The organism is Flavobacterium faecale, from assembly GCF_003076455.1.
Taxonomy (GTDB): Bacteria; Bacteroidota; Bacteroidia; order Flavobacteriales; family Flavobacteriaceae; genus Flavobacterium; species Flavobacterium faecale.
This window is the reverse complement of record NZ_CP020918.1, coordinates 4,508,480-4,535,026: the sequence shown is the minus strand read 5'-3', so window position 1 is coordinate 4,535,026 and position 26,547 is coordinate 4,508,480. Positions and strand designations below refer to the sequence as shown.

20 protein-coding genes are annotated in these 26,547 nt (G+C 35.4%); 13 read left to right on the top strand and 7 right to left on the bottom strand.

The features are described from left to right. Window positions 1-102: 102 nt before the first annotated feature. The 4 genes from FFWV33_RS18830 (at window position 103) to FFWV33_RS18815 (ending at window position 4,254) form a co-directional block, all read left to right on the top strand. Window positions 103-1,737 carry a S8 family serine peptidase gene (locus FFWV33_RS18830; RefSeq protein ID WP_170111555.1) on the top strand — a complete coding sequence of 545 codons (1,635 nt, stop codon included), beginning with the start codon at window positions 103-105 and terminating at the stop codon, window positions 1,735-1,737. A gap of 11 nt (window positions 1,738-1,748) precedes the next feature. After that, the gene (locus tag FFWV33_RS18825; protein WP_108742327.1) at window positions 1,749-2,696 is read left to right on the top strand and encodes an NAD(P)H-dependent flavin oxidoreductase; all 948 of its coding nucleotides are present in this window, start codon (window positions 1,749-1,751) and stop codon (window positions 2,694-2,696) included. Further along, window positions 2,696-3,115, top strand: coding sequence for a hypothetical protein (locus tag FFWV33_RS18820; RefSeq protein WP_245891599.1), 420 nt, complete (start codon window positions 2,696-2,698; stop codon window positions 3,113-3,115). Before FFWV33_RS18825 ends, FFWV33_RS18820 begins: the two co-directional genes overlap by 1 nt. A gap of 185 nt (window positions 3,116-3,300) precedes the next feature. Then, entirely contained in the window at window positions 3,301-4,254 is a 954-nt protein-coding gene (locus FFWV33_RS18815) for a gliding motility protein GldB-related protein (RefSeq protein WP_108742326.1), read from the top strand. A gap of 126 nt (window positions 4,255-4,380) precedes the next feature. Here the strand turns inward: FFWV33_RS18815 and FFWV33_RS18810 are convergent, their stop codons facing one another. Beyond that, a complete protein-coding gene (locus FFWV33_RS18810) occupies window positions 4,381-4,815 on the bottom strand; it encodes a DUF4268 domain-containing protein (RefSeq protein ID WP_108742325.1) in 435 nt (144 codons plus the stop codon). 92 nt (window positions 4,816-4,907) lie between these two features. On the opposite strand from FFWV33_RS18810, the gene FFWV33_RS18805 reads away from it, so the two are divergent. From FFWV33_RS18805 to FFWV33_RS18795, 3 genes are all read left to right on the top strand, one after another. Beyond that, window positions 4,908-5,564: an NUDIX hydrolase gene (locus tag FFWV33_RS18805; protein ID WP_108742324.1), complete on the top strand. Its 657-nt coding sequence runs from the start codon at window positions 4,908-4,910 to the stop codon at window positions 5,562-5,564. A gap of 137 nt (window positions 5,565-5,701) precedes the next feature. Then, window positions 5,702-6,511, top strand: coding sequence for a lysophospholipid acyltransferase family protein (locus tag FFWV33_RS18800; protein WP_108742323.1), 810 nt, complete (start codon window positions 5,702-5,704; stop codon window positions 6,509-6,511). 104 nt (window positions 6,512-6,615) lie between these two features. Next, the gene (locus FFWV33_RS18795; RefSeq protein WP_108742322.1) at window positions 6,616-7,920 is read left to right on the top strand and encodes an NAD(P)/FAD-dependent oxidoreductase; all 1,305 of its coding nucleotides are present in this window, start codon (window positions 6,616-6,618) and stop codon (window positions 7,918-7,920) included. Window positions 7,921-8,094: 174 nt separating this feature from the next. On the opposite strand, the gene FFWV33_RS18790 is transcribed toward FFWV33_RS18795, so the two are convergent. The 3 genes from FFWV33_RS18790 to FFWV33_RS18780 all read right to left on the bottom strand — a co-directional run bounded on the left by FFWV33_RS18790 (window position 8,095) and on the right by FFWV33_RS18780 (window position 11,546). Further along, the gene (locus FFWV33_RS18790; protein WP_342748665.1) at window positions 8,095-9,237 is read right to left on the bottom strand and encodes a DUF3810 domain-containing protein; all 1,143 of its coding nucleotides are present in this window, start codon (window positions 9,235-9,237) and stop codon (window positions 8,095-8,097) included. Between the two features lie 23 nt (window positions 9,238-9,260). Next, on the bottom strand, window positions 9,261-9,746 hold the full coding sequence (locus FFWV33_RS18785) for a DNA-deoxyinosine glycosylase (RefSeq protein ID WP_108742321.1): 486 nt from the start codon (window positions 9,744-9,746) through the stop codon (window positions 9,261-9,263). 147 nt (window positions 9,747-9,893) lie between these two features. Continuing rightward, window positions 9,894-11,546, bottom strand: coding sequence for a T9SS type A sorting domain-containing protein (locus tag FFWV33_RS18780; protein ID WP_159086085.1), 1,653 nt, complete (start codon window positions 11,544-11,546; stop codon window positions 9,894-9,896). A gap of 813 nt (window positions 11,547-12,359) precedes the next feature. On the opposite strand from FFWV33_RS18780, the gene FFWV33_RS18775 reads away from it, so the two are divergent. From FFWV33_RS18775 to FFWV33_RS18765, 3 genes are all read left to right on the top strand, one after another. Then, window positions 12,360-13,826, top strand: coding sequence for an aminoacyl-histidine dipeptidase (locus FFWV33_RS18775; RefSeq protein WP_108742319.1), 1,467 nt, complete (start codon window positions 12,360-12,362; stop codon window positions 13,824-13,826). A 123-nt stretch (window positions 13,827-13,949) separates the two neighbouring features. Then, window positions 13,950-14,999, top strand: coding sequence for a glycoside hydrolase family 18 protein (locus tag FFWV33_RS18770; RefSeq protein WP_108742318.1), 1,050 nt, complete (start codon window positions 13,950-13,952; stop codon window positions 14,997-14,999). Beyond that, the gene (locus FFWV33_RS18765) at window positions 14,959-17,208 is read left to right on the top strand and encodes a hypothetical protein (RefSeq protein WP_108742317.1); all 2,250 of its coding nucleotides are present in this window, start codon (window positions 14,959-14,961) and stop codon (window positions 17,206-17,208) included. The genes FFWV33_RS18770 and FFWV33_RS18765 overlap by 41 nt, the downstream gene beginning before the upstream one ends. A 425-nt stretch (window positions 17,209-17,633) precedes the next feature. Here the strand turns inward: FFWV33_RS18765 and FFWV33_RS18755 are convergent, their stop codons facing one another. The 3 genes from FFWV33_RS18755 to FFWV33_RS18745 all read right to left on the bottom strand — a co-directional run bounded on the left by FFWV33_RS18755 (window position 17,634) and on the right by FFWV33_RS18745 (window position 21,200). Then, window positions 17,634-18,404 carry a carboxypeptidase-like regulatory domain-containing protein gene (locus FFWV33_RS18755; protein WP_108742315.1) on the bottom strand — a complete coding sequence of 257 codons (771 nt, stop codon included), beginning with the start codon at window positions 18,402-18,404 and terminating at the stop codon, window positions 17,634-17,636. 89 nt (window positions 18,405-18,493) lie between these two features. Then, a complete protein-coding gene (locus FFWV33_RS18750; protein WP_108742314.1) occupies window positions 18,494-20,419 on the bottom strand; it encodes a DEAD/DEAH box helicase in 1,926 nt (641 codons plus the stop codon). Window positions 20,420-20,624: 205 nt separating this feature from the next. Beyond that, the gene (locus FFWV33_RS18745; protein WP_108742313.1) at window positions 20,625-21,200 is read right to left on the bottom strand and encodes a non-canonical purine NTP diphosphatase; all 576 of its coding nucleotides are present in this window, start codon (window positions 21,198-21,200) and stop codon (window positions 20,625-20,627) included. A gap of 240 nt (window positions 21,201-21,440) precedes the next feature. Here FFWV33_RS18745 and FFWV33_RS18740 point away from each other — a divergent pair, with 240 nt between their 5' ends. From FFWV33_RS18740 to FFWV33_RS18735, 3 genes are all read left to right on the top strand, one after another. Further along, window positions 21,441-23,450, top strand: a complete 2,010-nt coding sequence (locus tag FFWV33_RS18740; protein ID WP_245891598.1) for a sensor histidine kinase — start codon at window positions 21,441-21,443, stop codon at window positions 23,448-23,450. Window positions 23,451-23,504: 54 nt separating this feature from the next. Then, window positions 23,505-23,852 carry a response regulator gene (locus FFWV33_RS19620; RefSeq protein WP_245891596.1) on the top strand — a complete coding sequence of 116 codons (348 nt, stop codon included), beginning with the start codon at window positions 23,505-23,507 and terminating at the stop codon, window positions 23,850-23,852. Between the two features lie 256 nt (window positions 23,853-24,108). Then, complete coding sequence (locus FFWV33_RS18735) at window positions 24,109-26,478, top strand: hybrid sensor histidine kinase/response regulator (protein ID WP_108742312.1); 2,370 nt, start codon at window positions 24,109-24,111, stop codon at window positions 26,476-26,478. The last annotated feature ends 69 nt before the right edge of the window (window positions 26,479-26,547 follow it).

The window sequence follows — 26,547 nt, the reverse complement described above, 5'->3', positions numbered from 1 at the left end:
CATAAACTTGAAAAAATAATAATATTCTTTTAACGATGCATTTAAAAAGGCGAAGTTTAATGTTAATTTACTATATTTGATGTTACACTTTGTTTTTTTAAATTGAATAGATTATTCTCCATACTACTGCTTCTCACTTCGTTGAGCGCTCTTTGTCAAGAAGATGCGTGGGTATACTTTAATGCCAAATCAAATGAGCAAGGGTATTACAACGCTCCTCTTACGATGCTTTCCCAAAGGGCTATTGAGAGACGTCAAAACCAAAATATTTCCTTAGATTTCAAAGATATTCCAGTCACTCCTGCTTATATCACACAAGTAAAATCAAGTCCTGGTATTACGGTAATGGCCAAGTCAAAATGGATGAATGCCTTGCACATACAAGGAAATTTTGCAGCGGTCAAGGCATTAACTAGTTTGTCTTTTGTTTCGAAAGTGATTTTTGCTAATAAAGCATTGAATACGTCAACTGCTACAACAAAAACAGCAAAAACCGTTAAGCAAAAATCAATAGAGGTTAGTACACAGTCCAATATTAACTTCGCTTATGGTAATTCTGATAATCAAATAAAAATGCTCAATGGTGACTACTTGCACCAACAAAATTATACAGGAAACGGAAAGATAATTGCAATTATTGATGCGGGTTTTCCTGGGGTAAATACGGCCCAACCTTTCAAACGATTGCGTGATAACAACAAGATAATTGGTGGCTACAATTTTGTAGGTCGAAGCACAAATTTTTATGCAGGTGATCATCATGGTACCTATGTATTGTCAAGCATGGGAGGTTACAAAGAGAATGCCTTGGTAGGCACGGCGCCAGATGCTTCCTATTGTTTGTTCATTACAGAAGATAACTCGCAAGAAAGTCCAGTGGAACAATCCTATTGGGTAGAGGCCGCTGAAATGGCAGATAGTTTAGGTGTTGATATTATAAATTCTTCTTTGGGGTATTTGAATGGTCATACCAATCCAAATTACGACCTCACTTATGCAGATATGACGGGTGACGCTACCTTCATTTCCAAAGGAGCCAATGTGGCATCTTCTAGAGGAATGGTAGTGGTAGTTTCTGCAGGGAATGAAGGAAATGAATCAGAGCCGCATATTGGTGCTCCTGCAGATGCTTTTGGAGTACTTTCTGTAGGTGCAGTTACAGCCTCTCGTGCACGAGCGACCTTTAGTTCGATTGGTCCATCTTTTGACGGACGAATAAAACCTGATGTCATGGCCCAAGGGCAAGCTGATGTGTTAGCAGATGAATTTGGAAACATAATTTCGGCAAGCGGAACCTCATTTTCGGGTCCTATCATGGCCGGTATGGTAGCGTGTATTTGGCAAGCGTTTCCCAATAAAACCAGTCAACAAATCAAAGACTTAATACTACAATCCTCTGATAAATTCGCAAGCCCAAATTCTGAATACGGTTACGGAATTCCAAATTTCAACCTGGCATTAGGTATCCAACTTCCTGATCCATTTGCAGATGCGGAGACTGAAAAAGAAGTTGCAGTATATCCTAATCCTACGGCCAGCTCGGTTCGTATTTCTTTTCCAGAATCGATGAAAGCGGGTTCAATAATTTTTTATTCATCTGTTGGAGCCAAGGTTTTAGAAAAAGATAATTTAGTTTCTGATCAATCCGTTTCACTAGAATCTCTAGCAGCAGGAACCTATTTGTATAAAATTGAATTTGACACCTATTCGAAAACGGGTAAGATTGTCAAATTATAATTTCGTTTTTAATGAATAGAGTAACAGCCCTTTTCAAGATTCAGTATCCCATAATTCAAGCTGGTATGGTTTGGGTTAGTGGCTACAAATTGGCAAGTGCTGTGAGTAACGCAGGTGGTTTAGGAATAATCGGTGCCGGTTCTATGTATCCAAATGTCTTGCGAGAGCACATTCAAAAATGTAAAAAAGCAACAACTAAGCCCTTTGCTGTCAATGTACCTTTGTTATATCCTGATCTTGAAGAACTTTTTAAAATCATTATAGAAGAGCAGGTTCCAATAGTTTTTACCTCTGCAGGTAATCCGAAAACGTGGACTGCAATGCTCAAAAAAAACGGAATAACGGTGGTTCATGTGGTGAGCAGTTTAGCATTTGCTTTGAAAGCGCAATTGGCAGGTGTCGATGCTGTTGTTGCCGAAGGCTTTGAAGCCGGAGGACATAACGGGCGAGATGAAACTACAACATTTACCCTAATTCCGTTAGTTAGCAAAGAACTTACTATTCCGTTGATCGCGGCAGGCGGAATTGCAACTGGTCGCGGTATGTTAGCGGCTTTTGCTTTGGGAGCAGAGGCGGTCCAAATTGGTAGCGCTTTTGTTACTGCAACCGAATCGTCAGCGCATCAAAATTTTAAAGAGCTAGTGGTTGCCAGTACAGAAGGACAAACTGAACTCACACTCAAGGAACTTACACCCGTACGATTGTTGAAAAATAAATTTTACGAATCGCTACAAAACGTCTACAAAAACAATCCAACTGCTCAAGAATTGAAAGATGTATTGGGCAGAGGTAGAGCCAAAAAAGGAATGTTTGAAGGGGATTTGGACGAAGGAGAACTAGAGATAGGTCAGGTTGCCGCTTTAATTGACGAAGTAAAGCCAGCCGCAGCAATTATAGCATCACTACTTAAAGAATACGAACAAGCAAGAATAGAACTTCAAAATAATAGTTTCCTATAATGAATAAAAAATCCATTTTTAAAGTAATTTGTTTACTCTTTTTCTTCACAATCGCTACACATAAATCGTTTGGTCAGTCGTATAAGTTTACTACCTCTGGCGTTAGTGTTTTAGAAAAAAATGAAAGAGGAAAGTGGGGAGAATGGTCCAATTTAGAACTCGTAAATTTGGTTGTTAACTTAGATACCACCAAAAAGCGAATCGTTGTTTATTCACGAATCATCCAAGTGTATGACATTGTCACTTTTGTACCCGTAGAAGAAAATGCTACTGACATTGTTTACTCTTTCGTTTGCAGAAATATCGATGGAGAGGAATGTACACTGTCTATTATCACTCGCAAAAATCAAGACAATCGCAAACAGTTATACATTAATTATGGCGATCGCATAATTCTTTATAATATTTTCAACGCTTAAAGTTTAATTAAATAATTTGGGCGTGCCCCTCAGTTTGCTTCGTTATTCTTCCTCGCAACTTCGGGTCGGGCTTTCAGCTATATCTTTTTTGTCTCAAAAAAAGAGACAAAAAAGGATGCCGCTTCAATCCCTCCCGCAAATAGCATACCGTTCAAATTTTGTTGAAAAAAAAAATTAATTTAAAAATGAAGAACTTACTTTTATTATTAACTGTTTTAATTTTTGGTAGATCCTTTGGCCAAACTCCTGAATTTGTCATTTCAACAGCTGATATAACACACTATTGGCAAGCCTACGACAGTCTTCAAAAAGCCACCGATAGAGTAAAACAGTTACGTTTTGTTCAAGAAATATATTTAGACCAAGCAACAATAGGCGAAAAACATTTTATGGTGTCTAGAAATCATAGTGCTGAATTGCTTTTAGATAATATTTTGAATTATCCTAAATTTTGGATTTCGCTTAGATCGTTTACTACGGAGATTCAAGGAAGAAAGAAGGAGATTGAAACGGCTATGCTTCGGTTTGCAAGCTTATATCCAAGCTTTAAACAACCGGATGTTTATTTTACAATTGGTTGTTTAAATTCTGGTGGCACAACAAAAAATTCTGAAATATTGATAGGTGCAGAAATTGCATGCGCAACTTCTGCTGTAGATGCTTCAGAACTAAATCCTTGGCTTCAATCAATGTTTAGTGCAAATGGTGATATCGTAAGTTTGGTGGCTCATGAAGCTGGACATACGCAACAAAAAATGAGTGACGACGAAAATCATGACAATTCAAACCTACTAGGTAAATGCATTAGAGAAGGATCTTGCGATTTTATATCAGAATTGGTAGTACAGAGACCTATAAAGGCATCTTATATGACCTATGGGCATGCACATGAGGAGGAAATTTGGAAATTATTTCAGGCAGATATGTTGGGTGACGAGACAAAAAACTGGTTATACAACGGCGATAATGCTCCATATGGTATTGCCGATTTGGGATATTTTATAGGATATAAAATTTGCAAATCATACTATGAGTCGTCAAAGGATAAAAAGAAGGCTTTAAAAGACATAATTGAGTTAGATTATACACAAAAAAGCGTAATGCAATTTTTTGAACGATCTCAAAATAATAGCAATTAGTAAATGTTTTTTAAGGCTTAACGTATAATTTGTCAATAAGTAACTTGATTTATTTTTGATCCGAGATTAGGCCGTAATTAAGGAATTCTGTTCTTGTTTGTTGGCAAATATCTGTGTAGCAAAAAATTAATCAATATCCTTTATAAACTCATCATATTCCAAGTAGAATAACTCCAGCGCATTCATTTTTTCGAAAAAGAAATCAAATATAGCATCCCAGTGGTAACGATTACTAAAACCAACGCCATCTTTTTCAACCCAAATACGACTGATTGTTTTGCCGCTTTCGAGAACATATTCTTTTTCGAAAACTAAATCTTTTATAAACTCCTCATCTAGAATAGTTTTGAGTGCTTCTAGTTTTTCAAAATAGGCGGTACGTTTTTCGGCGCTACGTTGCTCGATATCAATTAAAACTTGTGCTTTTTTATTGTCAACAAAAAACTTAAACGAAAAATCCTTGATTTTGGTGTCATACAAAACCCATTTGCGGGGGTATTTGTCGGCAAAACTTACCCAAAATTCTCTCTTTAATTTTTGTGACTCTACTTTACTATACATCTGTTATGCGTTTTGGGTCTAGAAAATTTGTAAACTCTACTTTTCTAAACTATATTTATCATTGCTACGAATTGCAAAAATAAGATTTGATTATGGATTTCAGCTATTTTTTAGAAATTGTTCCACATATAGTTTCAGCCTCACTACCTGCGGCAGCCTCACATGCAAAAATGGCGCCTATGGAACGTATGGAGGAACTTTTAAAAATTGATATTTCAAAAAAGATGCCCCGAAAAGCTGCCGTATTAATGTTGTTTTACCCAAAAGGCACTCAAACAACAATCGTTCTCATTGTGCGTAATGTGTATGAGGGCGTCCACTCGGGACAAATCGCTTTTCCGGGAGGTAAATACGAAATTGAAGATCGGGATCTGTCTTTTACTGCCTTGAGAGAAACGCACGAAGAAGTGGGTGTAATTCCTGATTTGGTCGAAATCAAAAAAGATTTTACACCAATCTATATTCCTCCAAGTAACTTTATGGTTCACCCTTTTTTAGGAATTAGTAATACCGAGCTTGATTTTACACCAGATCCATCAGAGGTAGCCCGTATAATTGAGCTGCCATTGGATGTTTTTTTGAAAGATGAAATTTTGGTAAACGTAACTATTCCAACCTCGTATGCAGAAGAGATTGAAGTTCCCGCTTTTCAAATTGAAGAGCAAATTGTGTGGGGAGCCACAGCGATGATTTTGAGCGAATTGAAAGATGTAATCAAGTCGGTATTGCAGTCACAGAGAGGGCAATAGGGACGAAGTAAGAATAAGTATTTATGCACTACAAAGATTTAGGTTAATTTGCTTTTAGCTTGAGCCATAGTAATTCCGTCGAGATACTAATAAAAAATCACTACATTGTGACGTAATTGTAAAATGAAAATAAAATTATGGGTTTGTTGAAACGAAATCCCTTTGGACATATCCTTTTTATAAAAAAATGGTTGATTCGGTTGTTTGGTGCAATGACACACAGGCGCTACCGTGGCTTCAATGAACTACAAATTGAAGGGTCGGAAATCATAAAAAATTTACCTGATACTAATGTGCTCTTTATTTCCAATCACCAAACTTATTTTGCAGATGTGGTGGCGATGTTTCATGTTTTTAATGCCAGCTTAAGTGGTCGTACTGACAGCATTAAAAATGTATGCTATTTATGGCAACCCAAACTTAATATCTATTATGTTGCCGCCAAAGAGACTATGCAATCGGGCCTTTTGCCTCGTATGATGGCCTATGCGGGTGCTATCTCGGTAGAGCGTACGTGGCGTGCAAAAGGTGTAGATGTTGTCGAAAAGAAAGATGTGAATCCAGATGATACCGAAAATATAAAAATGGCTCTTGAAGATGGTTGGGTAATCACTTTTCCGCAAGGAACAACCAAGTCTTTCAACCCTGTTCGAAAAGGAACTGCACACATTATTAAAGAACACCGACCGATTGTTGTCCCTATTGTAATTGATGGTTTTCGCCGATCTTTTGATAAAAAAGGATTACGAATCAAGAAAAAGGGCATTTTGCAGTCCTTTATAATCAAAGAACCTTTAGAAATTGATTATGATAACGATTCTATTGATGATATCGTGGCCAAAGTAGAATATGCCATTGAGCAGCACCCTTCTTTTCTGAATGTCATTTCGATAGAAGATTTAGAAGAGCAAGAGCGATTGGATAAATTGCGAAAATATGAAGTTTAGTTCAGTTTTTCAGTTGCAGTATCCAGTGATTAGCTTTAGATGTAGCTTGCAGTAATTCTGTTACTTTTTTTTGCGCTATTATCGTTAATTTTATTTGAAATAACATGAATATACCTAACACAACATTACCACGTATCATCATCATTGGAGGTGGATTTGCCGGAATCGCATTGGCTAAAAAGCTAAAAAAACAAGCGGTACAAGTGGTGTTGATTGATAAAAATAATTACCACACTTTTCAACCACTTCTTTATCAGGTGGCTACCGGAGGTCTTGAAGCTGGTTCTATTGCTTATCCACTGCGTAAAGTGATTCAGGAATATGATAATTTTTATTTTAGGCTGACCAATGTTCAAGAAATTGATACAAAAAATCAAAAAGTAATTACCGAAATAGGGGAGTTGTCTTTTGATTATTTGGTGATGGCAACGGGAGCGAAGACTAATTTTTTTGGCAACAAAGAAATGGAACGCAACAGCATGGCAATGAAAAATATTCCGCAATCGTTGAATATTCGTAGTTTGATTCTCGAAAATTTTGAGCAGGCGGTATTGACTACAGTAGAGGCCGAAAGAAACAGTTTAATCAATTTTGTGCTGGTAGGAGCAGGACCTACTGGAGTGGAATTAGCAGGAGCCTTGGCCGAAATGAAAAAGGCTGTGCTCCAAAAAGATTATCCCGATTTGGATGTTTCCAAGATGCAAATTAACTTGATTCAAAGTGGGGATCATATTTTAAATACAATGAGCGAGAAATCATCACTGGCAGCTGAGAAATTTCTGAAAGGTTTAGGCGTTACTATTTGGAAAAATGTACGTGTCAAAAGCTATAATGGTCATACTGTAACCACAAATACTGATTTGACCTTTGAAGCTGCTACCGTAATTTGGACGGCGGGTGTACAAGGAGCTTTGGTGCAAGGTTTACCAGTGGACTCATTGATCGAAAGAGCGGCTCGAATTCGTGTGAATGAGTTCAGTCAAATAAAAGGGTATAGCAATTTATTTGCAATTGGCGATGTTGCCTGCATGGAAACTGAAGCGTTCCCACAAGGGCATCCAATGATGGCACAACCAGCATTGCAACAAGGAAAAGTATTAGGGGAGAACTTGGTACGATTAATCCAAAACAAGCCTATGGAGGCTTTTGAGTACAACGACAAAGGTTCGATGGCTACAATTGGTCGCAACAAAGCCGTAGTTGACTTGCCTAAATTCCATTTTAGCGGTGTTTTCGCTTGGATTGTATGGATGTTGGTCCACCTTTTTTCATTGATTGGATTCAAAAATAAAGCAGTTGTATTTCTAAGTTGGGTCTACAATTACATCCGATTTGATCGCGAAAGTCGCTTGATTATTCGACCTTTCAAGAAGAAAAGTTTTGTGACTTTTACTAGTGATGAGGTTTAGATTTTTAGTCTCGGTGTTTAGTTTTTAGTCGCAGTTTTTAGTCGCAGTGATCAGTCTCAGTGATCAGTCTCAGTGATCAGTTTCAGTAATTAGTCTCAATAATCAGTCTCAGTTTGAGTAGCGGTGACCTGTTATTATTTTTGCAAAATCTTAGAAACTCAGCGGCTAAGAATCTTAGAAACTTAGGGACTCTTTTCCAGAATAATTAATCAACAAATTCAAGAACTTACTATAACTATCAATTCCTTCGGATTGTTGGTTGGCTTTCAAATATTGATCATAAAAAGCATGAAAAGCGGTGTCGATTGGGCTTTGATAACTGTCCCAAAAGGCTTCAGTTTCTTGGTAGTTTTTTATAATTCCGGGGTTGATGCTTTTTAGTAATATTTTGAATGTTTTTTCGTCTCTTCTATTCCAATTGCTTAAGCAATAGCGCAAAGCAAAACTATATCCCGAATATTGAATGTAAATATCTTCGTTTTTAATACTAGCTAAAAATCCGACAAAATTACACTCGCTCTCGCTGGCATATCCTAGTTGGTGCGCCATTTCGTGTGCAGTAACAAGCGGAAAATTAGTCATAGGAAATAAGTCATTGACCTGTGCTTCATTCGTAAAAGGATTGAGGTAACCGCTAAAACCCATATAGGTCAAAGGTAAACTGAAGAGTGATTTTTTTGTACTGATGTTTTTATAGGTAAAGAAAATATGTTGTTTAGAAAGGTTTTCGTATCCCTTCAAATTCATCTTAAACACTGCCTCTTGCGTATACGGAAAGATCACTTTTAAGCTGTCATTTTTGGTAATTTGGTGCTGTAGTGCATTCGTTTTAGAGATTAGTTTTTTGGTGAAAATTAATAAATCGGCATCGGTATAGTCACGACTGATGGTCATTTTTTCGAATAAAGGCTCACGGTAATAGTTGATGCCCCACAAAAGGTGAAATACAAAATACAAAACCGATAGAAAACTCAAAACAGTCAATAGATTGTTTTTCCACTGCTGTTTCCAAGTCTTTCTTCGTTTCCAAAACCATTTGATAATTAATGCTACTAAAATTCCGTAGGCTAAGTCACCTATTGAAAAGGAGAAAAATCCAAAGGTGATTCTTGCTGTTTTTGAAATTGTTTGGTACAAGCCATTACTGTAATAGTTTTCTACAAACGCTGGAAAAAATGCCAACGTTTTCAAGAAAATTATTTGAACAAGTAAAAAAATGGGTAGGTAGTATTTTGACTGCACGAAAAAGAATTTTGTTAAGGTAAAGATAATGGGTTTTATTGATTTTGCAGCGGTTGTTGCAACTACACAATTCAAAATTATGCGATTTTATAAATCGATTATTCCAAAACTTTTTGCCAAGCCACACGTAATGTTTCAAAGTCAAATCGTGCATTTGCTGGACTCGAACTTGGTAGTGCAATGTAGTGGATTGGTGGTTTTTTATCGAAATATTTATTGAAGAGTGCTTCAGATGTTTTTCCGTTAAATGCTATGATTCTCAACTTTGGATGGTTGGTTATAAAGTTTCCAATATCGTTGGGTTCTACTGATTTTATAGCGCTGTCAAGGCTTCCGTTTCTAATGGCATTTTGGGCAACATCCCAAAGGCCAATTTTTAGTTTTTGCAAAAGAGCCAATTTATCCTTGTAATTTTCCGGTTGATTCTGTTCGGAAATTGTTGCAAGTATTTTCCAAAATCGATTACGAGGATGACCATAATATTCGTTGACTTCAATGGATTTGTCTCCTGGCAAGGAACCTAAAATCAAAATTTCGATATCCGGATTTGAAATTGGTGCAAAGGATGATTTGGTGGTTTCCATTTTAGTTACGCTTATGTTTCTAGGTTACGCAAAGATACACAGAAGAGACTACACCGTTGATTTAATATAAAACTAATAGAAGGAACTTGTTAAGTTCCTTCTATTTAAAATAATAATAATTTATTGTCTTCTAATTTTTCCAAAATTTTAAAGTATGATTTTCTTTTTTATTATATTTCCTTCTTGTTGAATTGATACAATATATATACCATTGGCAAAATTTGAAGCATTTATTTCAGTAATCCCTGCTGATGCAATAACAGTTTTAATAGTTTTTCCAATACTATTGTATATGATTATGTTTGAATCTTTCGTTAAATGAATAGTGATAACTTTAGTGCTTACACTAATAGTATTATCTAAGGTTTCAAAAGAAAAAATTTCACGTTTTGTATCAAGTGCAGTTTCATCATAATCTATTGAAAATTTAGAGGTTGATGAGCATATTTTATTTTTGTCATTTGCATAAATTGTGGTAGGAATACAAGAATTAAATCCAGGTTTTTCTAATGTAGCTCCAGTTAAATTCACACTATATTGTCCATCTATATCTCTTGGGCTAGCAGCAGCACTATCTTTAGAAAAGTATAATACCGTTGCTATTGATGGAGTGTTTATTCTAGCATCTGCTCCGTCAAATGGTGCTATGTATGGAGCTGCTTTAGGGAATACCTGTTCTAATGTTTTATTTTTTATAAGGGATTGAGGGAAGTAACTGAAATCTCTTCCTTCTAGTTGAGCTGTAGTACCATAGGTATGCTTGATTGTTCCTGTAATTGTAACTGATCCAAAATTACCTCTTTTATATTTGGCTGTAGGGAAGTTCGGCAAACCTTCAACGTCTCTGTCTTGAAATCCACCAATTATTCTAATAGCTGAACTACATCCGATTGCAGTTATATTTTTTAAAGAAATTGCTCCGTGTCTTCTTCCATGAGGTGATAGCGTTACGGCAGACCATCCGTTTATTCCAACAATGTTATAGCCTTCTAAATTATCCATATTTGCAGCAGATCCTTCTGTAGTTGGGACTACAGCAATTGTAGAGCCAGATTCCAAGCGTAATGATACTCCGCCTTGTGAGGTCAAGTTATGGAAATTTACATTTTTTGCTGCCTGTACTTGCAGTAATCCATACCCTACATGACCATTTTTTAAGTAACCTAATTTTATGTCCCCCTGTGTTGGAGCAGCTTGAACTGTATAGCTTCTTGTCCATACATCCCCAGTTGCAGTATTGTCCTTGACGTTAGTCGCTAGTGTTATAGCGTTAATTTTAGTGTAGTTGTCTATAACGTAAAATTGTGAAAGTGAAAAATTTGTTACTTTACCAAAGGAGACAAAATTACAGTTCTCGTCTGGAGTACCACTACTCATATCAATTGTATATCGTTCAGCAGACTTGTTGTTATCACTAGGTAGAGTACTACATTCACTACAGTAAATCTTAACATTTTCTATGGCTGCGTCAGTAACCTCTTTACCTCCTCGGAACATAAGCCCTCTACCATTTGTTGTTTTAAGTTTAATAACGACTCCTTTTTTAATGTCAATATGAACGTTACTACTTAAAGCAATTTCACCTAGTGTCATGTTTCCATTTAGTTTAATATTTTTTTTGTTGGTATTAATGAGGTTTTGTAATTCTGCAGTTTTGTCTGGAAAAGATACTCCTCCATTTACTGTAACTTGAGTTCCAGTACCTCCAAGATTTACGAATCTGTCTGTTCTTTGGGCCTGTGTGTTTAGTCCTACTATTAGGCAAGTAATAGCTGAAAATAAAAATTTGGTTGTTTTCATTGTATTTTTGTTTATTGTTAGTTTGGCCAATTTAATTTAACAGAAAAAACTTCGTGTCTTTGTGGATAATTTTTAAAGTATTTATTTAGTTTTTTGGGTAATGTTCTATTTTACTGGTGACTTCACTTTATTTTTTATTTTTAAAATTAAATATAATTCGTGTTTTTGCTTAAAATGTATTTGTGGATAAATTGTAAAAATGACATTTATAGGTTGTTTTTTTATGGATTAGTAGATTTATTAGATTTTCATAATTAAAAGAGGTGAGAAATATTATGAAAATGTATAAATCACATTTAGAATAGTTTATTGTAATTAGATATTTTATTTAAATTAATATTCTTTCATATATAATAGCTAGAGAGTTTATTAGAAGAAGGAAATTATAATCATTGAGACAAAGAGCTTGTTCTCCTTTTTAAGAAATTAATCACGGCCTCCATCTTTTTTTACCATTTAAGTCATATAAGCTTTTCTTATACCTTAAAATAGAAGGGAAGTTCATGTAAGTTTAGTCGCTTATCAGCAACTTACGTCATGTATGAACTGTTCGAATATTTTGCTAGTGAATGGATCTCGCACCCAGTCTATGATCCTACTATGACCACCAAATGTCGCATGAAGGATTGAGGCAAGCTGCCGAAGTAGCGCTGAAAGCCTGACAGCAGTATAGAAAGGGGCTTTGTGAGTGCAAAGTAGCTTTAGCCCCTTTTTATATTGGCCCCGAAGTGTCGGGGCGCCCAAATAATTGTCATTAATCGAGGCATTGTTTTTTGATCTTTGTAACTTTGGTTTTTTAAACGAAATTATACTATGAGTCAAGAAATAAGAAACTTAGAACCACAAGCTTTGTGGAATAAATTTGCCGATTTGAATGCAGTGCCACGTCCGTCTAAAAAAGAGGAACGTGTGATTGAATTTATGAAAGATTTTGGAGCTAAATTGGGTCTTGAAACTTTTGAAGATGAAATTAGAAACGTGATTATTCGTAAACCTGCTACTGCGGGTATGGAAAATCGTAAGATGGTCACGTTGCAAGGGCATGTAGATATGGTGCACCAAAAGAATAATGACACGGTTTTTGATTTTGATACGCAGGGAATCGACATGTACGTGGACGGAGATTGGGTACGCGCGAAGGGAACTACTCTTGGTGCTGACAATGGTCTTGGAGTTGCTGCGATTATGGCTATTTTGGAAAGTACTGATATTCCGCATCCTGCCATTGAGGCTTTGTTTACTGTAGATGAGGAAACGGGAATGACCGGTGCTTTTGAATTGAAAGCGGGTGTATTGCAAGGAGAGATTCTGTTGAACTTGGATACCGAAGAAGATGACGAAATTGGTATTGGTTGCGCTGGTGGAATCGATATTACGGCTGTTGCTGAATATGATGAGGAGCCAACTCCCGAAGGTTCTGTAGGGTATACGATTACAGTAAAAGGCTTGAAAGGTGGTCACTCTGGAATGGAAATTCATAAAGGTTTGGGGAATGCTAATAAGATTATGAACCGTATTTTGTTTGACGGATTTGATGATTTTGGGTTGCAGATTTCGACTATTAATGGAGGTAGTTTGCGCAATGCGATTCCGAGAGAAAGTGTGGCTGAGGTGATTATTGCTGCTGTTTATGATGAAGCTTTTGTGTATGACATGCAGGCGGTAGTTAATGAGATCAAAAGTGAGCTACGAACTATGGAGCCAACTCTTGAGGTGGTTTTTGAGAAACTGGAGCAAACGCCAACAAGCGTGATGCCATCGATGGCACAATATTACTTTGTACGTTCTATGTACACGGCGCACAATGGTGTGTATAGCATGAGTGCCGATTTTGATAACTTGGTTGAAACCTCTAATAATATTGCTATCGTTACTGTTGGCCAAGGGAAATTGGCCGTAAAATGCCTGACACGTTCGTCTGTAGAGACAGCAAAAATGGATTTGGCTACGAGTTTGCAATCGGCTTTTGAGTTGATGGGTTGTGAGGTTGAAATGAACGGTGCATATCCTGGATGGACACCAAACCCAGATTCGGCTATTTTGGCTGCTATGTTACCGATTTATGAAAAGATGTATAACGAAAAACCAAATGTTGCAGCTTGCCACGCAGGTCTAGAATGTGGTATTCTTGGAGTGAATTACCCAGAGATGGACATGATTTCATTCGGACCAACGATTCTAGGAGCGCATAGTCCAGATGAGCGCGCTAGTATTTCGTCATCACAGAAATTTTGGAATTATTTGATCGCAGTTTTGGCAGCAACTCCTGTAAAACAATAGGGAAGCCGACTCGCTATCACATCATTTATATGTTTACAACTCGCTTAGAAATAAGCGAGTTTTTTTGTACGAATTGAAAGTGATTTTGTATTTTTGAATGGTATTTTGTAAACTATGTCGTATATGAGAAAAATAATATTAGTCAGTTTTGTGTTGTCACTTTTCCTTTCGTGTAAAGATAAGGACCAAGTAGTGAAGGTATCTCCTGCTTTTTATTTCTGGAAAAGCAATAGCGGATTGGGAGAAGCAGAAAGTACGTATTTAAAAAATCTCAACGTTCATAAATTGTATGTAAAAATGTTTGAGGTGGATTACAATGATGTGCAAGGCAATTTTCCTTATGAAAAAAATAAACTGAATAGTTATGAACTACAAAAAATGGATTCGGTAAAAATTGTTCCGACGATTTTTATTCGAAATGGTATCTTTCAGTTTAACGATGAAAAAAAATTGGACAAACTGGCTGATAATATTGTCTTCCTAATTGATAAATACCACAAGGACAGTTACGACGAAAAGGAAATTATATTTGATTATGACGAAATCCAAATTGACTGTGATTGGACAAAATCAACAAAGGACAAGTATTTTTATCTATTGAAAAAAATAAAAGCGCTTTCGGGTAAAAAATTGAGTTGTACCTTGAGATTGTATCCTTATAAATATCCTGATATTATGGGAGTGCCGCCGGTGGATAGAGCCATGTTGATGTGCTATAATTTGATTAAACCATTGAGCGAGAGTGGAAAAAATTCGATTTTGGATATAGAAGAGCTGAAAAAATATTTGGATCAAAAAACGAAATATCAGCTTCCGTTAGACGTGGCTTTACCTGTTTTTTATTGGTCGCAGTTGTATCAAAATAATCAGTTTGTGTCCTTATTACCTTTGACTACCAAACAAGTGCAATCTTTTGCCAAAGAAGTAAAGCCATTGTGGTATGAGGTGCAAAACGATACCACAATTAATTATGAAACTTACTTGAAAGCGGGTGATCAAATTAAAAGTGAAGAAATAAAAATAGGGCAGTTGCAAGAAGCTATTGCGGTGATTAAAGAGAAGGTGGTTTTTGATGGAGAAACGACTATCAGTTTATTTGATTTAAAGGACGGAACATTCAAACAATTTAGCAATGAAGAAATTTCTAGTATTTACAGCGCTTTTAGTAAGTAGCCTACAACAATTACTTGCTTGTGGATACTCGCCTTATGGTGAGGATGTGCGCTATTGTTTGTTTTTGCCTAGCTACTTTGATTATAAAGATTTCGCTTCTTTTAACTATAATGCAAATTTGTTTGGGTTTGAAACGGCATACAGTCCGGGTTACGAATCAAATGTCACTGACTGGTACCATTTTGTGGGCAAAAAAGTATCGGTGGATGCAATTAATGAGTTTATGTATGATGCCAAAATAACAGATATTCATCCCGACTCAAACAATGACTTTATAGATTATTTGTATAAAACGAAGGCTACAGCTATTTTACAGTATCTGACGATGGCCAAAAAAAGCGAAGTTATAAATTCGGCCGAATTGTATGATGCTTGGGAACGGAAGGATGCTGAAATACAAATAGATCGAAAAGCATTTTTTAAGCAATTAATGCAACTTTATCAAAAAGAAAACTCTATTTTCTTGAAGCGAAAGTATGCTTTCCTAGCGATACGTGTGGCCTATTACGCAAAGGATTTTGAACAAATTCATTCACTTTATGAAACCGTATTTAAGAACGAAAAAAAAGATTATCTGTATTATTGGAGTTTGTATTTTGATTGTTTTAGCAAAGAAAATGCAGCGGTATCTATTGCCAATGTAATGGCGAACTCTGCTGAAAAAAGAGAAGCTACCTACTATTATTTTCATAAGGATTTTGATTTGCAGCAGGCACTAGCTCAAGCGTCAAATGAGCAGGAGCAAGCCAATGTGTATGCGTACGCCTCTGTGCAAAAGGTGGATAAGAATTTGGATTTTTTACGTGAAATATATGTGAAAGATCCAAAATCTAGAATCTTTAGTTTTTTATTGCTTCGCGAAATAAACAAAATTGAAGATTGGGTGTACACACCTTACTATACCAACTATTTACCGTCAATTACTTTTGCTAACACTAATTATGAAAGTTCGGTAATCTCTACAACCAATTTACTACGTGAGCGCTCAGAGAATGATCGTTTGTATGCGCAGGAAGTATTGGAGTTTGTGGATTCGTTATCGCTTTCTGCTGTTGAAAATGCAATGCTCGTTTCGGCGTCTAAAATTCAGTTGCTCTTTATTACTAAAAAATTTGAGGCATGTCTTGCTGCGATAACACCATTTGAAGCACAATATCCAAATGAAAAAGTATTTGATCAAATTCAAAAAATAAAAGCTTTGTGTTTGGTTTCAAACCAAGCATACAACGAAGCTGTAATTCCACAAGCAGTAGAGCCAATAATTTTGAAATACCAATCAGACAGCCGTTTTCTCTTTGCTTTAGGTCGCGAACTTGAGTTCTTAAATAACAAAGTCGATGGTATAGCGTTGATCGCTTCTGCAAACCCTTATGACAGTAAAATGTATAATAGTGAAGTTGAATGGCAAGGAAATCGATTGGCAGGTTCTGGTAATTTGAAAATGTTTTATACTTATTTTGATTATCTTGATTTTGTTTACGCACCAAGTGATTTACAAAAAATTGTAGATAGAATTAGTCAAAAGCCTTTTAGTAGTTTCGAAAAGATAATTTACCGTTCATTAGTAAAAAACAAAGAAAGTCTGATGGATTTGTTGGGTACAAAATACATTCGAGAAAATGATTTGACACGTGCATACGCTGTTTTTAACGCTATGGGTGATGCTTACTGGCAAGACAATTACAATGCATGGGAGAGAGGTAAACTTGACGAGAATTATGCATTCGATTCAAATCCGTTTTATGATTTTAAATATACAGCCAACTTTATAGCGCACAAAGAATCTTTTTTGGTTTCGAAATTATCGGTGACGCAACACTTGATTAAGTATCTGAATTTGGCAAGTAATCCAAATACAAGAGATCGTGATTACTATTATTTTTTGGTTGCCAATTGCTACCTTAATATGTCGCAAGCGGGAAATTCTTGGATGATGCGCCGATTTTCTAGTTCGTATAATGATTCAGGAAGCAAATCGTACATTGATCAAATAGAATATCAAAATGCCCAAAAAGCACAACATTACTACGAATTAGCATTCGAAAATGCTAAGACAGCTAAATTTAAAGCTTTATGTCTGAGAATGCAAGACTATGCAAAAGGAGGGTATATGGATCCATTTGATAGTGTTGAAAAACAGTATCCACAATTTGATGGTGATCTCTCGTATTGTGAGAGTCTAAAGGAATTTTTTAATGCCAGAAGATAGCATTAGTTTATATAGAAAATGCGCTGTTGGGTAAACAGCGCATTTTTTATTGTGTTAGCGTATGAGATGTTTGCAAACTGAAATCTAAAAATTGTGAATGAACACTAATTTCTAGTCTCTTTTCGAAGCACTTTTTTTCTCTCTTTTTTCTTCTTTCTTTTCTTTAGCTGTTTTAAGCGGTTCTTTTTTGACCGTTTTCTTAGTGTCTTGACCTTTTGACATAATAATATAGTATTAGTGGGTTTGAAGTAAATGTAACTAATAAAGCGATATAAAATTTTTTTTCGATAGCTATTTTTAAATAGTGTTAGTCATAGATTGAAGTGACGGCAAGAATTCATGTGTGTTGTTTACCTATTTCATCAGAGGTTAAAAAAAATCCCCAAAATGCAATAGCAAATTGAGGATTCTATTTCGCAAATAAATTACTTTACTTTTTTTAATATTTTGTATTCTTCATAACAACCGCTGATGGCGTCCATAATTTGGAGGTCATTGGCGGTTTGAATAAATGATTCTGAATAGTTGCAACGTTGCAAAATTTCGGGAATATCTTTTTTATCGATTCCGAGCAATACTGCTAGGGTTTCTCTATCAAACTTTGAAGCTAAAAGGTTTCGTACGGTGTCGTCCTTTTTCATGTCTTTTAGTTTCTTGAATTCCTTGCTTTTATTGCTAAAGGTATTATAGAGTAAATCGGCGGGATTGAAAATAGATCCTAAAATTTTACTGAAAGCATTTGGAGCATATTCTCCTGTTTCATAGCCGCTAGTTAAACCAGAAATACTGTAACGGTAATTCTCTTTTACAGGTATGGTTTTCGAATCAACTTCAAGATAACCGGTAAGATTGAATGGATTAATGACGACTTCTTCAAGGGCAATTGCTCGTTCTGTTAAGAAAATTTTGGCAACTTTGTTTTTTAACCAGTCATTGGTAACTTTTACACGAAGGGATTGAAATCCTAAAAGTGAAATGTGAAGTGTATCGTTGGGTTGGACATCAATTTCAAAGTACCCTTTGATATCTGTTTGTGCACCTCGAACCTTGTTTATATTGATGACATTGGCATCGTTAAGAGGTAATTTGGTATTATCGTTATAAATATATCCCGTAACTTTTTGAGAAAGCGGGCTGTCCTGTGCTTGAGTAGCAATGGATAGGAGTAAAAAAAAGAAAACTACAAAATATTTCATAAACTTGTTTAAGACTTTAAAAGTACTAAACTAGCTTTAAATATTTTGTAGTTTCATTATATAATTACAAGAAAATTAACAAAAAAATGTTAGTCTCTTCTTGGTCTTCTTGGTCTTGGTGCATCACCGAAGCTTTCAGAACGTCTTGGAGCTCTATCTGAAGAACCTTCTGATCTTGAAGAGCTTCTTCCGCCAAATCCGCCTTCTCTTGGAGCCGAACTTCTTTCGCTTTTGAATCCGCCTTCTCTTGGAGCTGAGTTTCTATCAGATCTAAAACCTCCACCACCAGAACCTTCACGTCTTGGGGCAAAATTTCCTTCTCTTCTTGGTGCACCACCTGATCTACCTCCGCCGAAACCACCACCAGAACTTCTTCCGTTGTGATCACGTCTTCCGCCACCATCATTTTTAGAAATCTCAACATTGATACGACGTCCTTCTAATTGTACGTTGTTCAATACTTCCATAACTTTATCAGTGTGCTCAGGATCAGTGTTAAAGAAAGAGAAACCTTCTTTTACATCTACTTTGAAAACGTCATCACGACCTAGGTCTAATGTTTCTTTCAAATAATCTTTCAATGACATCCAGTCAAAATTGTCTCTAGATCCAATGTTTACAAAGTATCTAGTTGCTCCACCAGCGTTTCCACCTTCTCTTGGAGCGCTATCTCTCTCGCGTCTGTCACCAGATTGAGAAGAAATATCTCTATTTTTCTTGTAGTAAGCAATAAAACGGTTAAATTCTACAGATACAATTTTCTTGATTAATTCGTCTTTTGTCAAATCTTCAAGAACATTTGTAATAGCAGGTAAGTAGTTGTCAATTTCGTGATCAACTTCTGTATCTTTAATTTTGTTTGCTAAGTGTAACAATTGGATTTCGCAGATTTCAATTCCAGAAGGGATTGTTTTTTCTTCGAATTTTTGCTTGATGATTCTTTCGATTGAAGAAATCTTACGCAATTCACTTTTAGTTACAATAACGATAGAAGTACCTAATCTACCAGCACGACCAGTACGACCTGAACGGTGATTGTAAGTCTCTATTTCGTCAGGTAATTGATAATTCACTACGTGAGTAATGTTATCAACGTCAATTCCACGTGCAGCAACATCAGTAGCAACAAGCATTTGGATTTGGCGACCTCTAAAAGATTTCATAACACCATCACGTTGCGCTTGAGATAAATCTCCGTGCAATGCAGCAGCGCTGTATCCATCTTCAACTAATTTTTCAGCAACAGCTTGTGTATCACGTTTAGTTCTACAAAATACTACTGAGAAAATGTCTGGATTAGCATCAGCTAAACGTTTCAATGCTTCGTAACGATCACGAGCATTTACTAAGTAGAATTCATGAGATACTGTAGCAGAACCTGAGTTCTTAGCACCTACAGTAACTTCAACAGGGTCTGTCATAAATTGTTTTCCAATACGTGCTACTTCAGCAGGCATTGTTGCAGAAAACAACCATGTATTTTTGTCGTCTGGAGTAGTTGATAAAATGTTTACAATGTCTTCATAGAATCCCATGTTTAACATTTCATCTGCTTCGTCAAGGATACAATAGTTGATACCGGTAATGTTTACCAATCCTCTATTGATCATGTCTTGCATTCTTCCTGGAGTTGCTACAATAATTTGTGCTCCTCTTTTAATGTCTCTTGCTTGTTCTGTAATACTAGCCCCGCCGTAAACTGCTACCACATTAATACCTTTTTCGTATTTTGAGTAGTTTTTAAGTTCGTTGGTAATCTGCAAACATAACTCACGCGTTGGAGATAAAATCAATGCCTGAGTGTTTCTGTTGTTGGCATCAATTTTTTGGATAACTGGAAAACCAAAAGCTGCCGTTTTCCCTGTCCCTGTTTGAGCCAACGCAACCATATCTGTATCTTTTTCCAATAATAGGGGAATCGCTTTCTCCTGTACTTCGCTCGGATTTTCAAATCCTAGATCTAAAATCGCTTTCAGTAACGATTCACTCAATCCTAATTGTTCAAATTTATTCATATGTAATTTTAAATAGGGTGCAAAAGTACTGTTAATAATCGATATAAACTAATGAAGATTTAAGTTTTAATGATTTATTGCCATTTGATAATCAGAATGTTATATTTTGGTAACCTTAAATTTCGCTTCTGATTTTGTTTTATGCAACCCAAAATAGTCTGATGAATCAAATTATTTTTCAAAATGTTGTGACATAAAGCAATAATTAGAGTCGGTTTAAATGGTCGATCAATAAGCGTGTGGCTTTTCCTCTGTGACTTATCTCGTTTTTAAGGTTCGCAGACATCTCGGCAAAGGTGTCATCATAACCTTTTGGTCGAAAGATAGGGTCGTAGCCAAAACCCTCTGAGCCTGATCGTTCTGTAGTGATGCTTCCTGCTGCAATACCTTCAAATAAGGTATGTTTGCCATTCAGGTTCAGTGTGATGATGGTTTTAAACTGTGCTTTTCGGTTGTCAGTGTTTTTTAGATTCAGTAATAATTTATCCATATTTGCATTTGAATCTGACGGTTCGCCTGCATAACGTGCAGAATAGACTCCGGGTGCACCGTCAAGTGCATCAACTTCTAGTCCTGTATCGTCTGCAAAACAATTGTAACCATATTTTTCAGTTACATAATTGGCTTTCAATATGGCGTTCCCTTCAATAGTGGCTGCCGTTTCTGGAATTTCTTCGGTACAGCCTATGTCGCTTAGACTTAGAATTTGGATCGTTGCCGGAAGAAGTTGTTGAATTTCTTTGATTTTGTTTTTATTATTCGAAGCAAAAACAAGTTGCATAAGTAAAGTTTTAAAATGAATACCATCAAAGGTACGTCTTTTTTAAAATGATTGGCATTCTAATCGATATGGCGAAATAGAACACTTTTTTAATTGTTCCAAAAAACGGCGTAGCCAAACGGCTCGCCTATAATTTTAGTATGTGCCGTGTGCACTTTAACGTTTTTTTAGTTAAAGTTTAAGGTTCTTAAAACCTAAGAAAAACATTTAACGTAGATTAGTTAAACATAAAACAAATCTATGCAATTATTTAGCCCCAAGACTAATTGTAATACGATCCTACTATTTGTTGCTCTGCTGTTTTTTACAGTGGTGCAAGGGCAGTATGTATTCCAAAAAGACGCAATACCAGAATCTATTTCGCTTCAACCTTATGCAACTGTTGTTGATGTTGGACTCAAACAATTAGATGTTAAACAAGTTATTCGTGACTTTGATGCATTACAACCTACTGTAATGAATCCAAAATCAGACGATTTAGGTTTCACCAATCACTATTGGTGGACCAAGATTCCGCTTCAAAATGCTACCAATACCCATTTAAATTATTATTTCGAAACAGCAAGGCCTATCACAGATCGTGTGGAATTGTACGTGGTGAACTCCAAAACCGGTATCATGACCAAAGCAGTTAGTGGTGATAATATGCCGTTTAAGGATCGCGCCTACCGTAGTCGTAAAACCATTTTTAAACTCGATATACAACCCAATTCAAAGGTAGATTTGTATTTGCATATCAAGAGTGATGGTGAGGTGATTAAGATGCCTTTACTTTTGAGTGATTCGGATAGTTTTAATGATGCTACTGCTTTTGAGCAATTTATTTTCGGAATTTTTTATGGGATCTTACTTATTGCTGCCATTATATACTTCTTCTTTTATTATGCACTTCGAGAGCGTACTTTTTTATATTATAGTCTATATGTTTTGTTTGTAGGCTGTATGCAATTGTCATTGGATGGCTTTTTTTATAAATATATCGATCCAAGTGGTGGTTGGGTTTCTCAGCATGCGGTGTTGATCTTTGCAATGTCAACCGGTATCTTATTAGGTAAGTATAGCGAAGTGTTCTTGAAAATTAAAGAACATAGCCGTTTTATATACCTTGCCTTTAATGTCGTTTTCGGTTTGGTTTTTGTCCTTCTAGCTGTAGTTGTATTTGTGCCTGCTGCTTTGCCACTTTGTTCTCTTATTGCAAATGTGCTCGGACTGTTTATTTTAATCTTAATCATTAGTTCAATTGTTTCTTTAGTTCGAAAGAAAATAAAAGTAGATGCCTTTTTTGCCTTTGGTATTTTGTTTTTAATACTTGGTTTTGGGGTGTTTATTTTGAATAATTTTGGTTTGATGCCTAATAATTTCTTGGTTCAAAATAGTTCGAAATTTGGAACAGGGCTAGAGGTTATCTTTCTATCCTTATCTATGGCCAATTTAATTCGAAATCTCCGCAATGAGCGAAATGAGTTAAACCGTTTGGCCTTGGTTCGAGCGGAAGAAATGAGCGATTTAAAAACTTATTTTTTATCGAATATTAGCCACGAATTGCGCACCCCTTTGAATGCGATCCTAAATTTAATTGATTCTGTTTCTAGTGAAGTAGTTGATGAAAGTATAAAAAAGAATTGCCAAGTAATCAAATACTCTTCTCATAGTTTACTGAGCTCTGTGAATGATATTTTAGATTTTTCGAAAATAGAAAAGAAAGAAATAAAGATGGATACGGTTGATTTTGATCCCTTGTTGGTCATGGAGCAAGTCAAAGACAGCGCTAAGCTTCGTGCAAAAGATAAAGGCTTGGAATTTATATTTAAAAAGAGAGGTAATTTTCCAGAAATGGTTTCCGGTGATGAGACACGTTTGGTTCAGGTATTGAATAATGTGATTAGTAATGCTATAAAATTTACTTCAGAAGGTTTTGTGAAATTCGAAATAGAAGCCGTGCAAAAATCAGATTCAAAAGCAAGTTTTATTCTAACGGTTTCAGATTCTGGTGTCGGAATTTCGAAAGATAAAATGGAGACGATTTTTGATTCCTTCAGTCAAAATAATGTGGATAATAAAAGGAAGTTTGGCGGACTTGGTTTGGGACTGTATATCGTGAAAACATTGGTAAACATGCAAAACGGAACTGTTAATATGACAAGTTATGTCAATAAAGGAACTTGTTGTGTGATTACGCTAGAGTTTCCTTTAACACAAAATGGAAAAATAAAAGTTGTGCAGGAGCAACCCCAGTTATATGATATGTAAGGAAAAACCATCTTGGTCGTTGAGGATAATTCGATCAACCAAATGGTGATTAATATGATTCTAAAAAAGTGGAGTAATACCACAGTTGTTTTTGCAAATAATGGTCAAGAAGCTTTGGATGCTTTTGCAACACAGACCATAGATGTCGTTTTGATGGATTTACAAATGCCGGTTATGGATGGTTATGAGGCTACAATTGCGATACGGAATGGTGTTGCTGGGTTGTATAATGCCAATGTACCTATAATTGCAGTTACGGCTGATGTGATGGAATCAACAAAAAATAGGGCTTTTGAAATTGGAATGAATGATTATTTAACCAAACCTATTAAAAAAGAAACGCTGTTTGAGGCTATATCCAAAAGTTTGCAGTTGACGTATGTTAAAGACCTCTCTGCTTAATAACTAATTAAAAAATAATGGTTTGTCCCTGTAGATGCGTATATGTTTACAGGGATTTTTTTTTTAAAATCATGTAGTTTGTCGTGTTTTTTCCTTCGCCGAATGGGTTTTAAGCGTTTATTAAACGTATTATCTACAGTGTTTTACAGTTCGTCGATAGCTAATTGTCGTCTCGTCGATAGTTTTACTATCAACTGCAATACACGTTTATCTTTGTTCATTATTAAATTGAAATAGTTCACTGATAATTTTTTTTATGAAACGAATTGTACTTGCTACCTTATTATTATTCTCGCTAAGCGGATTTTCTCAATATATATTTGAAGGTGAAAAATGTCCTGAAATGGTAAACTTGCAAAAATTTGCAAAAGTGATCAACGTAAACGATTTAACTCTTGATATTCAGTCAGCTATTGCGCAATTTGATACGGTTAAGTCCAAGCAACATTTGTTACATGATGTGTACTACGGATTTTCAAAGGATAATTATTGGGCACAAGTTTCAGTTCAAAATAACACCAAAAATAAATTAAGATATTTGCTTCAAACGGCACTGCCATCATCACAACAAGTAGAATTGTATATTGTAGATGAAAGGACAAAAAAAATAGTGAAATCAATCAGTGGTTCTTCTATTCATAGCTCAACTAAAGTACTAGAAAGCAAGGAGGTTCTTTTTAGCTTGGTCATCAAGCCAGCTGATCGATTGAGCTTGTATGTACATTACAAATCTGGTGGAAAAGTAATTGCAGTACCCTTGGTATTACATAGTTATAATCACTTTTACAAAAAAATGGTTCATCTAGAGTTTAGAGATGGTCTTTTTTACGGTTTAGTATTACAATTTTCGATTTTTATGTTTTTCTTGTTTTTTGCGTTACGTAGTGTTAAGATCTTATTTTTGTCAAGTTTCATCTTGGCTTCCGGTTTCTTACCTTTTATAATGGATGGTTATTTTTCGAAATATTTTACTGTATTTAATGATGCTATCGTGACTGAAATATTTTTGATGGCAATTGTCTTTACTGGTATATTTTTGGGGAAATTTGCTGAGTCAACGCTGCTAGTTAGGCGCAATAATAAAAAATTATATTTTCTGTTTCAACTTTTTTATACTATTAATATAGTACTGCTGCCACTTGGTTTATTGTTTCCACAGTCATTAAACGTGTTATTGATGATAGCAAATGTACTTGGTTTTTTTATTTTTGTTTTAATTGTAATTGCCATGTTTTGCTTCAAAAATAAATTTCGATCGATAGAATTGTTCTTCATCCTCGGAATTGCAGTATTAGGAATGAGCTATGGTATTTATACTCTAAAAATATACGCTGTATTGTCTTCCAGTTTTTTAGTTGAAGAAAGCACCAAAATAGGGATTGCAATAACAATAGTCTTGTTTACGATTAAGGAGGTTTTCTATCTTTTTAATTTAAGAAAAACGAAGAAAATGCTTGCTCAAGATACGCTGTCAAAAGCGCAGGAGATGAGAGATTTAAAATGTTACCTGTTGTGTAATATAAGTCACGAATTGCGAACGCCTTTGAATGTTATTATGAATTACAACGAAAATATTCTTGAAAAAACCAAAGATAATGACATCTTAGAAAAATGTATTAGTATTCAAAATTCTTCAGAAAATTTACTAAATTCTATTGATGATATATTAGATTTTACTAAAATCGAAAAACACGAGCTTAAAGTGGAAAATGTTACGTTTGATCCATTAGATGCTATTTTGAGTTTAAAACAAATTGCACAGGCTAGAGCCGAAGAAAAAGGATTGCAATTCATTTTCAATCATTCAGATGTGCTTCCTAGTTTGGTGTCTGGAGATAAAAAGAAATATCTGCAAATTATTAATCATGTAATTGATAATGCATTAAAATTTACTCCAGTTGGATCTGTTACGATGTCACTATCGGTTACAAAAGTTAATAAAGGTAAGATTACCATAATTGTAGGTGTATCTGATTCTGGAATAGGTATTAGCGAGAAAAAAATGGGTAAAATATTTGATTCTTTTTCTCAATATAAAACAAATAATAAACGAAAATTTGGAGGTTTAGGTCTTGGGTTGTATTTAGTTCGAAATCTAGTTGATATGTTGGGAGGGGAATTTAAAATTGATAGTAAAGTAGGTGAGGGTACATCTTGCGAGATTTTTGTAGACTTCGAAGTTGTAGAAATAGAAAAGCCTTTGCTAGAAGTGGTTGAGACTATTGATTATGATTTAAAAGGGAAAACGATTTTGGTGGTTGAGGACAATAAGATGAATCAAGTTATTATTAAAATGATCATTAAACAATGGAAAAATACCAACGTAATTTTTGCTAATAATGGACTGGAAGGGCTTAATGCATTTACAAAAGAGAAGATAGACCTTGTTTTAATGGATCTACAAATGCCGGTTATGGATGGGTATGAAGCATCAATTGCTATTCGAAATGGTAGTGTAGGCAAAGAAAACAAAGATGTACCAATTATTGCTGTTACTGCCGATGTTATGGAGGCGACAAAAGCCCGAGTAGTAGAGATAGGTATGGATGCTTATCTAAGTAAACCAATAGACAAAAGGTTATTATACAAAACCATTACAAAGTGTTTAGCCGCTAGTGCAAAATAACAATTAACTTTAGTTTTTAAAGTTGTAGAGAACTACTATTAAAATTAAAAACTGCTGTACTTAATTAGA

What these genes read in the sequence shown, in the direction of transcription:
- FFWV33_RS18785 (WP_108742321.1), bottom strand. Translation starts at nt 9,746, where the DNA reads ATGGAAACCACCAAATCATCCTTTGCACCAATTTCAAATCCGGATATC.
- FFWV33_RS18735 (WP_108742312.1), top strand. Translation starts at nt 24,109, where the DNA reads ATGAAACGAATTGTACTTGCTACCTTATTATTATTCTCGCTAAGCGGA.
- FFWV33_RS18750 (WP_108742314.1), bottom strand. Translation starts at nt 20,419, where the DNA reads ATGAATAAATTTGAACAATTAGGATTGAGTGAATCGTTACTGAAAGCG.
- FFWV33_RS18800 (WP_108742323.1), top strand. Translation starts at nt 5,702, where the DNA reads ATGGGTTTGTTGAAACGAAATCCCTTTGGACATATCCTTTTTATAAAA.
- FFWV33_RS18820 (WP_245891599.1), top strand. Translation starts at nt 2,696, where the DNA reads ATGAATAAAAAATCCATTTTTAAAGTAATTTGTTTACTCTTTTTCTTC.
- FFWV33_RS18745 (WP_108742313.1), bottom strand. Translation starts at nt 21,200, where the DNA reads ATGCAACTTGTTTTTGCTTCGAATAATAAAAACAAAATCAAAGAAATT.
- FFWV33_RS18825 (WP_108742327.1), top strand. Translation starts at nt 1,749, where the DNA reads ATGAATAGAGTAACAGCCCTTTTCAAGATTCAGTATCCCATAATTCAA.
- FFWV33_RS18815 (WP_108742326.1), top strand. Translation starts at nt 3,301, where the DNA reads ATGAAGAACTTACTTTTATTATTAACTGTTTTAATTTTTGGTAGATCC.
- FFWV33_RS18810 (WP_108742325.1), bottom strand. Translation starts at nt 4,815, where the DNA reads ATGTATAGTAAAGTAGAGTCACAAAAATTAAAGAGAGAATTTTGGGTA.
- FFWV33_RS18795 (WP_108742322.1), top strand. Translation starts at nt 6,616, where the DNA reads ATGAATATACCTAACACAACATTACCACGTATCATCATCATTGGAGGT.
- FFWV33_RS18740 (WP_245891598.1), top strand. Translation starts at nt 21,441, where the DNA reads ATGCAATTATTTAGCCCCAAGACTAATTGTAATACGATCCTACTATTT.
- FFWV33_RS18775 (WP_108742319.1), top strand. Translation starts at nt 12,360, where the DNA reads ATGAGTCAAGAAATAAGAAACTTAGAACCACAAGCTTTGTGGAATAAA.
- FFWV33_RS18805 (WP_108742324.1), top strand. Translation starts at nt 4,908, where the DNA reads ATGGATTTCAGCTATTTTTTAGAAATTGTTCCACATATAGTTTCAGCC.
- FFWV33_RS18770 (WP_108742318.1), top strand. Translation starts at nt 13,950, where the DNA reads ATGAGAAAAATAATATTAGTCAGTTTTGTGTTGTCACTTTTCCTTTCG.
- FFWV33_RS18755 (WP_108742315.1), bottom strand. Translation starts at nt 18,404, where the DNA reads ATGAAATATTTTGTAGTTTTCTTTTTTTTACTCCTATCCATTGCTACT.
- FFWV33_RS18780 (WP_159086085.1), bottom strand. Translation starts at nt 11,546, where the DNA reads ATGAAAACAACCAAATTTTTATTTTCAGCTATTACTTGCCTAATAGTA.
- FFWV33_RS18765 (WP_108742317.1), top strand. Translation starts at nt 14,959, where the DNA reads ATGAAGAAATTTCTAGTATTTACAGCGCTTTTAGTAAGTAGCCTACAA.
- FFWV33_RS19620 (WP_245891596.1), top strand. Translation starts at nt 23,505, where the DNA reads ATGATTCTAAAAAAGTGGAGTAATACCACAGTTGTTTTTGCAAATAAT.